General features: G+C 59.3%; 13 protein-coding genes. 8 read left to right on the top strand and 5 right to left on the bottom strand.

What is annotated here, in order from left to right; all coding sequences use genetic code 11:
* Positions 1 to 295: 295 nt before the first annotated feature.
* The gene (locus AC1ECK_RS22145) at positions 296 to 691 is read left to right on the top strand and encodes a tautomerase family protein (protein WP_480322737.1); all 396 of its coding nucleotides are present in this window, start codon (positions 296 to 298) and stop codon (positions 689 to 691) included.
* A gap of 12 nt (positions 692 to 703) precedes the next feature.
* Here the strand turns inward: AC1ECK_RS22145 and AC1ECK_RS22140 are convergent, their stop codons facing one another.
* Positions 704 to 1,651: a GlxA family transcriptional regulator gene (locus tag AC1ECK_RS22140; RefSeq protein WP_480322735.1), complete on the bottom strand. Its 948-nt coding sequence runs from the start codon at positions 1,649 to 1,651 to the stop codon at positions 704 to 706.
* A 179-nt stretch (positions 1,652 to 1,830) separates the two neighbouring features.
* Between AC1ECK_RS22140 and AC1ECK_RS22135 the strand changes: the two genes are divergently transcribed.
* The 3 genes from AC1ECK_RS22135 to AC1ECK_RS22125 all read left to right on the top strand — a co-directional run bounded on the left by AC1ECK_RS22135 (position 1,831) and on the right by AC1ECK_RS22125 (position 4,558).
* On the top strand, positions 1,831 to 2,640 hold the full coding sequence (locus AC1ECK_RS22135) for an SDR family NAD(P)-dependent oxidoreductase (RefSeq protein WP_480322733.1): 810 nt from the start codon (positions 1,831 to 1,833) through the stop codon (positions 2,638 to 2,640).
* 33 nt (positions 2,641 to 2,673) lie between these two features.
* Positions 2,674 to 3,540, top strand: a complete 867-nt coding sequence (locus AC1ECK_RS22130; protein ID WP_480322731.1) for a type 1 glutamine amidotransferase domain-containing protein — start codon at positions 2,674 to 2,676, stop codon at positions 3,538 to 3,540.
* Positions 3,541 to 4,054: 514 nt separating this feature from the next.
* Positions 4,055 to 4,558, top strand: coding sequence for a lipocalin-like domain-containing protein (locus AC1ECK_RS22125; protein ID WP_480322729.1), 504 nt, complete (start codon positions 4,055 to 4,057; stop codon positions 4,556 to 4,558).
* Between the two features lie 302 nt (positions 4,559 to 4,860).
* Here AC1ECK_RS22125 and AC1ECK_RS22120 read toward each other — a convergent pair whose 3' ends face one another.
* Positions 4,861 to 5,835: a zinc-binding dehydrogenase gene (locus tag AC1ECK_RS22120; RefSeq protein WP_480322727.1), complete on the bottom strand. Its 975-nt coding sequence runs from the start codon at positions 5,833 to 5,835 to the stop codon at positions 4,861 to 4,863.
* Positions 5,836 to 5,927: 92 nt separating this feature from the next.
* Here AC1ECK_RS22120 and AC1ECK_RS22115 point away from each other — a divergent pair, with 92 nt between their 5' ends.
* Positions 5,928 to 6,833 (top strand): LysR family transcriptional regulator, encoded by a 906-nt coding sequence (locus AC1ECK_RS22115; RefSeq protein ID WP_480322725.1) that lies wholly within the window; start codon positions 5,928 to 5,930, stop codon positions 6,831 to 6,833.
* A 114-nt stretch (positions 6,834 to 6,947) separates the two neighbouring features.
* Positions 6,948 to 7,529: a hypothetical protein gene (locus AC1ECK_RS22110; protein WP_480322723.1), complete on the top strand. Its 582-nt coding sequence runs from the start codon at positions 6,948 to 6,950 to the stop codon at positions 7,527 to 7,529.
* Between the two features lie 364 nt (positions 7,530 to 7,893).
* On the opposite strand, the gene AC1ECK_RS22105 is transcribed toward AC1ECK_RS22110, so the two are convergent.
* A complete protein-coding gene (locus AC1ECK_RS22105; protein WP_480322721.1) occupies positions 7,894 to 8,763 on the bottom strand; it encodes a sulfotransferase family protein in 870 nt (289 codons plus the stop codon).
* Between the two features lie 695 nt (positions 8,764 to 9,458).
* Between AC1ECK_RS22105 and AC1ECK_RS22100 the strand changes: the two genes are divergently transcribed.
* A complete protein-coding gene (locus AC1ECK_RS22100; protein ID WP_480322719.1) occupies positions 9,459 to 10,052 on the top strand; it encodes a hypothetical protein in 594 nt (197 codons plus the stop codon).
* 101 nt (positions 10,053 to 10,153) lie between these two features.
* On the opposite strand, the gene AC1ECK_RS22095 is transcribed toward AC1ECK_RS22100, so the two are convergent.
* Entirely contained in the window at positions 10,154 to 10,561 is a 408-nt protein-coding gene (locus tag AC1ECK_RS22095; RefSeq protein ID WP_480322717.1) for a GFA family protein, read from the bottom strand.
* Between the two features lie 170 nt (positions 10,562 to 10,731).
* Positions 10,732 to 11,727, bottom strand: coding sequence for an LLM class flavin-dependent oxidoreductase (locus AC1ECK_RS22090; protein WP_480322715.1), 996 nt, complete (start codon positions 11,725 to 11,727; stop codon positions 10,732 to 10,734).
* A gap of 639 nt (positions 11,728 to 12,366) precedes the next feature.
* Between AC1ECK_RS22090 and hpnI the strand changes: the two genes are divergently transcribed.
* Positions 12,367 to 13,587 (top strand): bacteriohopanetetrol glucosamine biosynthesis glycosyltransferase HpnI, encoded by a 1,221-nt coding sequence (gene hpnI / locus AC1ECK_RS22085; protein ID WP_480322713.1) that lies wholly within the window; start codon positions 12,367 to 12,369, stop codon positions 13,585 to 13,587.
* The last annotated feature ends 22 nt before the right edge of the window (positions 13,588 to 13,609 follow it).

Here is a 13,609-nt window from a genome sequence, read left to right as displayed (position 1 = left end):
CCGCGGTTCGTAGTCGGGCCGCCTTCGGCCAGGAAGCGTCACCCATTGTGACCATCGTTTGGACATTCGTGAGACCGCTTCGCGCCGTCAACTGCCATTCGACCACCGATCACGTCGCGTCGGATGAATGCCTGGCCGCATACGAAAGCGCCCGCGCAAACGGTCCCGTCGCGTCCACAAAGTGATCCTCAGCGAGCAAACGCGATCACTCGCGTGTCCGGAAACCTTGCGCATCCGACATTGGAGAGGCTCCACGTCCAGTGAAAAAATGGGGCTTTCAAGGAGTGTGACGACCATGCCCTACCTGCAACTGGACGTAAACGCCCACTATTCAGTGGAAGACAAGCGGCGCCTGGCGCTGAAGATGAGCGAGACCTACGCGCGGATGATGTCGGTCGACATCAGGCGTATCAGCGTCGCGATTCGAGAGCTGGGAGATGGCGGTGTCTGGCGGATTCCCGAAGCCGGTGAAGAGCCCACCCCGGTCGCGGTCATGATGCTGGACATCAGAAAGGGCAGGACGCCCGAACTGCGTATGGACGTGGCCAAAGCGCTGTGCGCGCACTGCATCGAAATTCTCGGCCTGCGTGAAGACCGGCTCAACGTCGAATTCACCCAGCATTCCGGGGATGAGATGTATCACCCGGCGCTGGGCGGCTATAGCCCGGAGTGGACGCCGGGCGAGCAGTAAGGCGAACTACGCTTAAAGCGCAAGGGGCGTGACACCCGACGCCCGCTGTATGGTTTGCGGTGGCTGACCGAATGCACGCAGGAACGCTTGACGCATCCGTTCCCGGTCACCAAAGCCTGTCTCTCTCGCGACGATCTCGATCGGGTGGCGAGTCGTCTCCATCATCAGACGAGCGGCTTCAACGCGAAGCCGCTCGACTGCCTTCGCGGGCGATTGACCCGTTTCCTCACGAAACACGCGGCTGAACTGACGCGGACTGAGCCGTGCCGCTTCGGCCAGCCGCTCGACCGACAAATCGCTCGCCAGGTTTTCGCTCGCGAAGGTGAGCGCCATTTGAACGCGGTCCGAGCGCGCGCCCATCTCCAGCAGCGCCGAAAACTGCGACTGACCGCCACCGCGACGCTGATAAAGCACGAGCTTGCGCGCAACCATGCGCGAGGTGTCCAGCCCGAAGTCGTTTTCGACGATCGCAAGCGCGAGATCCACGCCGGCGCTCATGCCGGCCGACGTCCAGAGCTGTCCATCCACGACGAAGATGCGGTCTTCTTCGAGCTGTACGTTCGGATACTGCTTCTGGAAGTCACGCGCGTGGAACCAGTGTGTCGTTGCGCGCTTTCCTTCCAGCAGACCTGCAGCAGCCAGAACAAATGCACCCGTACAGATCGACGCAATTCGCCGTGAATGGCGCGGCGCTTCCCGAAGGTAATCCACCAGCGCAGCCGAAGGAAGGCGGCATTCGTTGTCGCCCGCCACGATGAGGGTGTCGTAGCCCTCTTTGGCAAGTGGTTCGCTATGAACCGAAAACCCCTGGGACGAAGCGATAGGTCCACCGTGCTCGGACACGATGCTGAATTCGTAAGCTGCTTCGCCGCGCAGCAGATTGGCGTATTCGAAGACGCTCGCCACTGCCAGCGCGAGCGACTGGAAGTTGGGATAGACGACGAGTCCGACGGTATGCATTGACGCCTCGCAAGTCATGGCTTGATTCGTTGAAGGTAGCACAGAACGGACAGCAGCGTAGGTGAAGGCATGGCATAAATCATTGCATATATGACATTGAGGTCGTGGGCGGCCGAGCTCAGAATTCGCTCCATGAACCGACGCCCGGTTGGTTCAACCCCCCACTCAAAGGACTCAAAATGACTTCCTCTACGAACGGTTTCGCGCTGATCACCGGCGCGTCGGCTGGCATTGGCGCCATCTACGCTGACCGTCTCGCCAGGCGCGGCTTCGACCTCATTCTGGTGGCACGCAACCGGACCCGACTGAACGCTCTCGCCGAGCGCCTCACGAAAGAGACGGGCCGCTCGATCGAAACGATTGCCGCCGATCTCAACGACAAGGCTGCGCTCGCGAAAATCGAGACCCTGCTTCGCGAAGACCCGCGCATCACGATGCTGGTGAACAACGCGGGCGTCGGCTCGGTTGCATCGGTTCTCGACGGTCACGTCGACTCCATGGAATCGATGATCAACCTGAACATCACGGCACTGACGCGTCTCACCTACGCGGTTGCGCCTGCGTTCGTCGCCAGGGGCTCGGGCACGATCATCAACATCAGTTCGGTGGTCGGCATTGCAGTCGAACTGCTGAACGGTGTGTACAGCGCCTCGAAATCGTACGTGCTGAGCTTCGGCCATGCGCTTCAACGCGACCTCGCAGGCAAGGGCGTGCGTGTGCAGACCGTGCTGCCGGCAGCGACGGCAACCGAGTTCTGGGACGTCGCCGGCTATGCGAAGCAAAAGGAAGCCGCGAGCACGATGACAGCCGACGATCTGGTGGATGCCGCGCTCGCAGGCCTCGATCAGGGCGAACTCGTGACCATCCCGACGCTGCACGATGGCGACGACTGGACGAAGTGGGAAGCCGACCGTCGCGCGCTGGCTCCCCGGTTCGCGAATGCCAAGGCCGCGCCGCGCTACACGTCGAACGCCACGACCGCCCAGTAAGCCCATCAACCCATAATGCGAAAGAGATGAATCATGAACCTCCTTAAATTCGGCACCGCTGCGCTCGCGATGGCCTCTGCCTTTGCATTGCCGGTGGGCGCGTCGGCACAGTCACGCGGCAAGGTCCTCGTTGTGATGTCGAGCGCGCATGAGCTCGACCTGCGCGATGGCAAGCACTACGAGACCGGCTACTACCTGAACGAGTTCGTCGTGCCGTATCGCAAGCTTGTCGAGGCAGGCTACGAGCCGGTCATCGCGAACCCGAAAGGCGACATGCCCGTCATGGACGCCAATTCGAACAACAAGATGTTTTTTGGCGGCGATGATGCCGCGCGCGCTGACGCACTGAAGTACGCGCAAGGCATCGCGCAGTTGAAGCATCCCAGGACGCTCGCTTCGGTGGTCGCCGAGGGAACAGGCGGCTATGTCGGGCTCTTCATTCCGGGTGGCCACGCCCCGATGGTGGATCTGCTGAAGGACCGCAATCTCGGCAAGATCCTGGTCAGCTTCCATGACAGCGGCCGTCCGACTGGAATCATCTGCCACGGGCCCATCGTGCTGCTGTCCACGCTGAAGGACCCGGACGCCTTCGTCGCATCGATGATCGCCAATGATGGCAAGGCGAATTCGCTCGCTGCAGGCTGGCCATATGCCGGCTATCGCATGACCGTGTTCTCCACGGGTGAAGAGCAACAACTCGAAGGCCCGAACGGACTCGGCGGCAATGTTCAGTTCTATCCTGTGAATGCACTCGCAGAAGCGGGCGCGCATGTCGATACGGTGGCGAACTGGCACAGCAACGTGGTCGTCGATCGCGAACTGATTACGGGTCAGCAGCCGATGTCGGCACCGGAATTCGGTGACGTCCTGGTGACGAAACTGAAAGCGCGTACGAACTGATCCCGGTTATCGAGCAAGTTCGTGAAAGGACTGGATGGCGAATATGCCATCCGGACCCTGTATTGCGGCCTGTCATGTCAGGTCGTGAGCGTAAGCCCGTTGTGGCGCTGGTCACTTCGGTGTGCGCCGCTTCTGCTCCAGCGAGGCCCGATTGCGAGACCTGGTGGTCCCGTAAGGGCCGGAGTCACTCCTAGCTGTCACATCGTTATTTTTGCCAGTCTAGGTATTCACTCATAACCACCGCCGACCAGCGTAATTCGGACAATTACGAGATTGGCGCCCCCCAAACCGCGCTCCCAATTCATGTTCCCCCCGGAACTGAACATCACAAGCTATAACGACGGTACGTGCGCGATGAATGGCTCCAGTAAGTGTTGAGAGTAGTGCCCACAGGGCCAAGGGACTCTAGGCCGATACGGTGAGACCCAACTGGACGGCGCTAAAGAGCACGACTAAGTTTCCAGCCGCACAGTGTGCCGATTGTGAGAGACCAACTTCTTCAGAGGGAGGCCAGATGAAAGACTCTGCTGTCATAGTGTGCTGCATGCTTTGTGTCGCAAGCATGCAAGCGATCGGACAAGAGCGGCAGAACTGCACCGGCCCGCAACTAGGGACATGGGCGCTCCAGTCAAACACGACCGAAGACCTGGCTACCGGCGAGAAGACCGAGTTGTTCGGCGCGCATCCAAGCGGTTATATCAGCTATGGTCCCGATTGCCGGATGTCTGTCATCCTGATCAAGGAGGGGCGAAAGGCGCCTAACAGTTTCGTACCAACCGACGCCGAGCGCGTCGAGCTCTACAATGGGTTGGTCGCATATGCAGGGACCTATAGCATTGAGGGCGACAAGGTTAGTCACCATATTGATGCTTCGTGGAACCAGTCATGGACGGGCACGACTCAAGTGCGTCAGTTTCGAATTGAGGGCAATAGCCTGTACATAAAGACGCTGCCCGCCAGGAACCCACTCACCGGCAAGACAAGCTCGTCGGTGTTGATCCTGATTAAGGTCGAGTAGTGTTCGCAGGGGCTCGTGTATCCACACCTGGTGGAGTGCTTGACCCGCTGTGCCTGAGGTACTTAACTCAGCAGACGACGACTCGCGTCAGTCAGATAGTGAACGGCTAACTTCACGAGTATCGACCGTCGTCATCTGTTGACCGTGGACCGCGTCGATGACCATGAGGCGGCCCGAGTCCGAAGGGCGGCTCAGGGTCGGCTTCGGAAGTTAGTCACCCCGGGCGTGGCGAGCACTTGTGATGCTGGCGGCCACGTCCGTATGTGGCTCTTCATCGAAGAGCGCAGTTTCGTCCAGTCACCCTAAATGAGCACGACCAACTTCCCTGGGGCTTCATTGCGCTCCATCAATTCATGAGCGATCGGTACCCCGGCAAGGCGGAATACCCTTGCGGGTCGACCTCGATAACAACCGCTTGCGGCCCGGTCTGCGATTTTCTGCAGCGGCACGTCCGATAGTGGAAACTCCGGAGTCCCAAACATGAAGCTACCAAAAAAGCTTAGCTGAACGCCGCTTGACATATGGGCGAGCGGATCGAACTCAGCTAGTGGTGTGAGCCCGCCCAGAAATCCGGCCACGCACACGCGGCCGCCACGACGTGTGGCGCACATCGAGTCGAGAACGGTACTGTTTCCGATGAGGTCGAGCACCGCGTCAACCTTGCCGCCGGGCCATCCGGGCGCGGTACTTAACTCTGCTGAACTCATCACCACATGTGCGGCTCCCTGCGAGCGGAGCATGTTTTCGCGATCGGGTCGACGCGTGGTTGCAATGATCTCGGCGCCTAGTTGGGAGCCGATATCGATCGCCGCCAGCCCGAGGCTCGAAGTACCTCCGCGCACGACCAGCCGCTGCCCCGCCGTGACTTCCAGATTCCTGTAAAGACACGTCCACGCAACCGCGTAAGCTTCCGGAAGGGCGGCGAGTTCCGCCCAGTCGAGGGTGGTTTCAAGGGCGAGGACATTGGTGGCGGGTACGACGACATATTCTGCATAGCTGCCGTCGATCGTTCGCCCCATACCGCCCATCAGCGCGACGACCGTCCGGCCCTCGGCCAGAATCCCGGTTGCATCCTCCACGACAGAGCCAACACATTCGATGCCGCTCACTTCCGCCACCTCTCCCCATAATCCCCGCCGCATGTAAAGCTCGGCGCGGTTCAGACCAAACGCCCGGACACGAATCAGGACACAGCCGGGTTTTACGACGGGGAGCGGTCTCTCGACGATGTGAAGCACCTCAGGACCGCCGAACTTGTCTCTCACGATTGCCTTCATGTCGATCTCCTCAGTTTGAGACTGAATGGTAGGATCGCTATTCGTCGAAGAAAATTACTATCTTTCGACAAAGACTGAATGGTATTTCTACAATGAACGAACCCACGCTTTTACAGTTGCAGTGCTTTGACGCACTGGTCGCCGAAGGCAGCTTCGCCGCGGCCGCCACGCGGTTAAACCGCACGCATCCAACGGTCCATGCGGCGGTGAGGGCGCTTGAAGCTCAAGTGGGAATGATCCTGCTGGACCGGGCCGGCTACCGTGTCACGCTTACTGCTGAAGGCACGGCGTATCACGAGCGGGTGGCGCAGTTTCTTCGTCAGTACGACAATCTCCGGCGCGAAGCGGCTCAGCTTGCTGCTGGACAGGAGGCTGAGTTACGCGTAGTCGTGGGTGACCTGTGTCCATTGCCCGAGACGCTCGGCACGCTCAAACGGTTCTTCGAGACCAGTAGCGGCACGCGCCTTACGCTTCTGTTCGAGGCGATCAGCGGGCCTTGGGAACGGTTGCAGAACGGTGAGTGCGATCTGATCTTCCATCACCTCGACAAACCCTCCCCGGCAATCGAGTCGGTTGAACTCTTCGAAGTGAAACTGGTGCCGGTCGCCGCGCCACGGTTTCTCAGGCAGTTGCCTGTCGAATCACTGGTGCCTGCAGACCTGAGGCCCTATGTTCAGTGCATCATCCGCGACACGAGCAAGCACCCCTCTGACGCTAACTACTATCTGATCGAGGGCGCGCCAACCTGCACCGTGCCTGACCAGTTGATGAAGCGCGAGTTGATCGTGCAGGGACTAGCCTGGGGGCACATGCCTTATCACCTTGTTGCTGGCGACCTCGAGGAAAACCGACTGGTGTCACTTGAGGGGCGGCACCTGCAAGGAGCGACGCTCAAGCACTACGCCGCGCGGCTTAGAGATGCCGCGCACGGTCCGGTCGCGCAGCGTCTTTGGACTGAGTTGCTAGCGCGGGGCACAAGCCGAACGCATGATTGCTAAACGGCCGCTTCGGAGCGCGATTGTGACATTCGCAGGCGTTATCTGACGGGCAGAAACGGGGCGAATTGAGCTGGTCATCATCCGGCTGGATTCGGCCAGGAGCGGACTTTCGACGTGCCGCCGAAAGTCGACGAGAATCACTCGATAAATGCTATTTGGAAAACTACCTATGTCGCACTTGACCGACGTTTTGTGGACTGCAAGTACCTCTATCTCGACAGGTTGTTTGAGCCGGCCGAGAATCAACTGGCAATGCGAGTGCTTGAGGCGACGGACGGCGGCCCGGTAACGACAGCGATCCTCGACGCTGAACCGCTTGAGCCCGTGAAGGAGATACTCGCCCAGGCGAGAACCATCGAGCATCTCGCGGGTTGCAGCATTTTCGACATAACGTGGCGCAGCTACGTTGGATATTCCATGCTGAATGAAAGCTTCGCGTTGCCGGAGCCAGAGACTTCCACCCGCATCGGTCGTCTCTTCGTTGAATATACGTCGTCTGCCTACCTGGAGTATCTCAAGAGAGCGTCGTGGGCCTGTGCCGACTACCCTGGTCCATACAGGCATTGGGCCGCACTTTGTCTAAATCATGTAGTTGACGTCGCGTCCGTGGACGATCCAACAGTCGCTATCTCGGTCGCGTCAACAAACCAGAACATCCCAGCCGCTAACTTCAGCGTGCCGGTCCAACGCCGCTGAGATCTATGCTCGGAGTCTTTCGGTGCGGCGGAGACAATGCAATCGACGAATGACCGCTTTACGCTTTATCGACTGACCGCTTCACGCCCTGAGTCAGTCCGTCAAGCTTTTAGAGGGGAAGTATGAGGCATGCGCGCGGCCAGTCGCGGACCTTCGATTCCCGGATGCGGACAGCCCCGAGAGCCAGACGGTGACGGGGTCCTGGCGCAGCAGATCAGCCCTGTCGCGTTGGCTGACGTGGATCGGGGCGGGTTTGATGTTGCGTGGCGGAATGACGCTTTCGGGAGTGTGCTTCATCGAATTGCTTCTGTACTACGGTCCCCATGGCGGCCGAGTGTGAGAGCGTCTGGCACGCGTGCGTTTGTCAGGCCGCGTAGCCAAAGCGATTAAGACATTCCTTGACGTGCTCAGGCGTCGCGGAAAAATCGTAGTCTTGAAAATTTCTCCATGCACCGACGCTATCCGTGAATACAGAACTTGGCTTCGCTGATGCCCATTGATTCATGGCGACCGACGAGATATGGCCACTGGGTGATTTCCCAAATTCACTATAATCAACGTTGCTTTTGGGATCCAACATTGATTCCTGATACTCGACTCCAAGGAACCGGCATATTTCCTCCAGCTTATCTTTCGGTTGTTCAACGAAATCTTCGTAACGAACTGTCAAGATCTGTTCAGGCGCCAGAAGCCGGGTGCCCAAGGATTGAATGCGGTTGACTTCCGCCGCCCAGCGCATCATGTTGTGTTCGATATTTTTGTGCCACCAGGACGTTCTGGTATACGAAATCGCGACGTCGCGCCCGTCTCGCACCATGTGTAGGTATTTGGAATCAGGAAACAGGTCATCCAGTATGTCGATACGCTGCCCGTACCACGGTGTCTGTTCGATGCATATCGACTTGTTTTTCGCTTTTGCGATTGCTGAGTAGAAGCCACCCATAAAATCCTTTAACCTGGTGGCCGGGTACTTCTGACTCCTGAAGTAACTGCGGTAATCGAAAAAATCTTGAAGATCATGCGGGCAGCGTTTCTGGACAACCCCGATAAATTGATCCGCAGTAGCTTCGAAATTTGCACCGACTTCGAAGATTTCATAAAAGCCATAGCCATTGCCAGCGTACTGGAACAGGAGTTGGGTCTCGGGGGGGACGCAGATCTGCGAGTGACTGTTGAGGATTGACGCCAGCATTGTGGTGCCGCAACGCCCCGTGCCGATAATGAAGCCATTCATTTAGGTAAATCCTCTGGTTGAAAATGATTCGCTCGGCCGGCCAGTGCCAATCCATCGGAACAGTAGCAGTGTTGCCACGGCTCAAGACGACACGACTGGCTGCTGAAACGCCGAAGCGGACTTCAGTTCATCCGCGTACCGTCGGCGCAGCACGGATGGAGTCGGCCCGCCGATTCGCATCAGACCGTCCTGCAATCGGCAAAGTCGTTCAGGTAGATGGCCAATGCGGTTGGCATATCGTAAAGCATGCAGCGTAATCGCGACAACTGACCTGGATGTCGATGATTGACTACGGAGGGGACGTGGTAGCTGCGGCGACTGTGCCAGCGGTTACTCTTGGCCGGGAGCGGATGGTGGCGCTCCGGCGCGAACCGGGTTCTCACGTTCGGTGCCACCGAGGCGCCGACTCGTTGGATGATCGGAGGGAGTTGAGTAACCGTCTCCTGACCTTAACTCCTTCAGGAGCGTATCGGCAAACTGTGACAACACGGAACTCCGTAGTCAGGGGCGAGGGCGCCTAAGAAACAGCTCCACGAACGTCTCTTATCGAGAATGCCGACTGGCCGAAGTGGGGCGAACGGAGTCGACTGCGTCGGGCAGGGAGCGGCCAGTTTCGGCCGTTCGACGTATCCCCATGATTGGTCGACAATCCGTCTGTTCGTCTCGTCAACGGCTCTAAATTTCGAGGACACAACGTGCAGTTTCTAGCTGGAATCATCGGTTCTGCGGTGTCTCTTTTAGCGGCCATTCCGTATGGATATGCAATTTATAGACGGGCCATCCGCCCACACCTGTTTAGCTGGTTGATTTGGTCCGTCGTGACGGCTATCGCTGCCGCCGGTCAATTTGTGGCCGGGGCAGGTCCTTCAGCATGGTGCACAGCGGCGATTGCCGTTACATGTTTTCTTACGCTCGCGGCCAGCATTTTCAGAGGTGAAAGAAGCAGAGCAAAGTCTGATTGGTTTTTTCTGAGTATCGCGTTATCAGCGATACCGATTTGGGTACTGACAAAGGACCCTACGATATCGGTCTGCCTTGTGACATTAATCGAACTTGCTGGCCTCGGTCCGACAGTCCGCAAGACTATTCAGGATCCATGGAGTGAAAATCTCACTTATTTTTTATTGTGTGTCCTTAAATATGCTCTGGCAGTGCTCGCACTTAAGACGTGGAGTGTGGCCGTTGCGTTTTATCCAACGGTCAACATTTTGGCATCGATGGGTGTTTGTATCCTGATGATTGTTCGGCGTCAGTCGCTGCCCAAAGAAGGGAGCAACTCTCGACGATAACCCGTGCTTCCCGAACATGCGTCGGGCACCAGCCGGCCAGCCTCGGCCGCTCGACAATGCGACGGTGGGGAGGCCCACTAGATGATTTCCAATCGACAGAATCAAAGATGCCGGGTTTCCGATGGCGGATTGCCCCAATCGTTTTGCAGGCCATTCACGTAGACAATCGGTGCGCTCAACGCTTCGTCAACGTCAAGGTCATCGACGCACATGATGTTGATATTAATGTATGGGAATCCAGTTGCGTTTGGCATATCAACGCGATCAAATACGTGGACGCCGCACTGCTTGCAGAACGGGTGATGTGCAACCGGGTTTTTGCCCCGGTATACCATCAGTGCATTTTCATCGGAAAGAAGACGGAACGCCTCTGGGCGAACGTTGACGAGCCAGAGCCGCACCTTGCTACAGAAGGTGCAGTTGCATCTCACTGTGCCCTGGCTGAAATCAATCTGAGCTTCGAACCTCACTGATTGGCAATGACAACCTCCTTGATATGTCCGCAGCATTGAGCGCTCCTATGGAGTGAGATGCGCTCAGCGTGATTCGGATTTGTCAGCCAAAGGTAATATCGAGCGCTGCTAAAGGCTAGCATTCCGATCAGGTATGGGCAACGCTGCGCATTGCGTCGCACCAATTGGGACCAACCCGGACGTTATTGCTCCATTATCCAACGGCCCTATCGCCCACTAACAATCGCTTCCCGCACCTGCGCTGCAATCTCAAACGACCGCAGCCGCGCGGCGTGATCGTAGATCAGCGCGGTCAGCATCAACTCGTCGGCGCCGGTCTGCTCGATCACCGACAGCAGCCCGGCCCGCACGGTCTCAGGATCGCCGATCACCGAACAGGCTAGCGACTGCGCGATGCTGTTCAATTCCATTTCGGCCGCCTCGACCCGCTCGACCGGTGGCTGCAGTTGCCCCGGCGTGCCGCGCCGCAAATTGACGAACTGCTGCTGCAGCGAGGTGAACAGCCGCTGCGCGGCCTCGTTGGTATCGGCAGCAAACAGATTCACACCAACCATCGCATACGGCTTGTCGAGCACAGCCGAGGGCCGGAACTGCGCGCGATAGAGCCGCAGCGCCGTCAGCATATGGTCCGGCGCGAAGTGCGACGCGAAGGCGAACGGCAGGCCGAGCGCCGCTGCCAGTTGCGCGCTGAACAGCGACGAGCCGAGCAGCCATAGCGGCACATGCAGCCCCGCGCCGGGCACGGCGCGCACCCGCTGTCCGGGCGCTGGGTCGGCGAAGTAGCGCTGCAGCTCGACCACATCGTCCGGGAACGAATCGGCGCTGCCTTGCAGGTCGCGGCGCAATGCGCGCGCGGTCGTTTGATCGGTGCCGGGCGCGCGCCCCAGACCCAGATCGATGCGTTCCGGATAGAGCGAGGCGAGCGTGCCGAACTGTTCCGCGATCACGAGCGGCGCGTGATTGGGCAGCATCACGCCGCCCGAGCCGACCCGGATCGTTCGGGTGCCACCGGCGACGTAGCCGATCACCACGGAAGTTGCGGCGCTGGCGATGCCGGTCATGTTGTGATGCTCGGCGAGCCAGAAGCGTCGGTAGCCCCATCGTTCCACATGCTGGGCGAGGTCCAGCGTATTGCGGAGGGCCTGCGCCGCGTCCGCGCCGGCCGTGATGGGGGAGAGGTCGAGAACCGAGAAAGGGATCATGGCAAGTTCGTCCGTGGCCCTGCGCCGCGCGGCCCGCGCCGAGCGAGGTGCTCGCACGTCCGTAAGGCCGTCGACAGCAAAGGCAAAAGCGGATTGTGCCAAAGCGCCAGGATTCCCGCTGACGCGGTGACCAAGTCCCCATTTCGAGCAGAGTGTTGCCTGTGGATAGGGCGTGACGCTTGCGTGTAAGGATTGCCGTGAGCAATACTTTGCCGGCGCTGCTACAATTTTGGCGACATATGAATGTGCGTGCGATTGCCATTCAAAAGCGCGATACAGTTAGAGGCAGTTAAACGCTGTTAATCGTGCCGGCGTCTTCGCCCCGTGAGTCCTGTCAGCCCTGTGGCTGCGGCCTTCCACGGGGTTGACAGAAGTGCATCCGGATTGAGCCTTTGGATTCAGCGGACCTGTCGCTGTCTATTTGCTTTCGATTGCCTGTCATATGCCCGTGTCAGTATTACGGCAAATTACGTGAACCGCCTTCGCACGTCGTGCGTTAACCATCATGCGCATTGCAGCGCCGATTGTTCAGACGCAAGCAGAAGGAGTTCCGATAGTGAGAGCGAGCGTATTCATGCATCTCTTCTTGTTGAGTGGTAGTGCTATTGCCGGATGGCGGGTCACCGGGGGTCGTGGCCAATGACGGTGTATTCACTATCGGGTTTTGAGTGGCTGCTGGTTGTGTTGTGCTGTGCCGCCACGGCGTATGCCGGTGTCGCCGCGGTGGCGATGCCTTTTTTCAGCAAGCGCATCAGTGTCCGTCGCGGCGGCTGGACCTCGGTCAGCGTGCTCAAGCCGCTGTGCGGGACCGAGCCGCGCCTGTACGAGAATCTGGTGACGTTCTGCGAGCAGGCGCACCCGTGCTTTCAGTTGCTGTTCGGCGTGTCGTCTCCGGTCGATCCGGCGATTGCCGTGGTGCGTCGCCTGCAGGCGGCCTATCCGCACTGCGATATCGAACTGGTGATCGATTCGCGCGTGCACGGCAGCAACCTCAAGGTCAGCAATCTGATCAACATGGCGCAGCGGGCGCGTCACGACATCATCGTGCTGGCCGATAGCGATATTGCCGTCGAGCCGGACTATCTGGACACGGTCACCGCGCCGCTCGCCGACCCCGACACCGGCGTCGTCACCTGCCTGTACCGAGCGCAGAGCGTCGGCGGCTTCTGGCCGCGGGTGGGGGCGATGTTCATCAACGAGTGGTTTGCGCCTTCGGTGCGGGTCGCGCATGCGGGCGGCTCGCGCCGTTTCGGCTTCGGCGCGACGCTGGCGTTGCGGCGCACGACGCTCGAGGACATCGGCGGCTTCGAGGCGCTCAAGGACTGCCTCGCCGACGACTACTGGCTGGCCGAACACGCACGCTCGCTCGGCCTGACCACGGTGCTGTCGTCGGTGATGGTCGCCACCGATGTGATCGAGCCGACTTTCACGACCCTGTGGCTGCGTGAGATGCGCTGGCTACGGACGATCCGCTCGGTGAACCCACCGGGATTCGCGTTTCTGTTCGTCACCTTCACCTCGCCGTGGCTGCTGGCCGGGGCGCTTCTCGCGGCCGGGCTGAGCGGCGGACTTGCCACAGGAGCAGGAGAGGGCGCGCATCCGCTGATGGCGCTCATCTTGTCGATCAGCACGGTAACCGGTATCGTCGCGCGCATTCTGTTGCATGTGCGCAGTTCCCGTATTTCGCGGACCTTCTGGCGCGATCTGCCGCTCGTGCCGCTGCGCGATACCTTGCTCGCGCTGCAGTGGTTCGGCGCGACATTCGGTTCGCAGGTCGTGTGGCGCGGTGCGCGGATGCCGGTGGTCAACCGGGTGGCGCCGCCGCCCAGGCCGGTCGTCGAAATTTCCGATCGTGGATAACTTTGAATTAACGCAGGTTGCT

The organism is Paraburkholderia sp. SSBN10T, from assembly GCF_056619545.1.
Note: the sequence above shows the minus strand (reverse complement) of the source record. Positions and strands in the feature narration are given on the sequence as shown.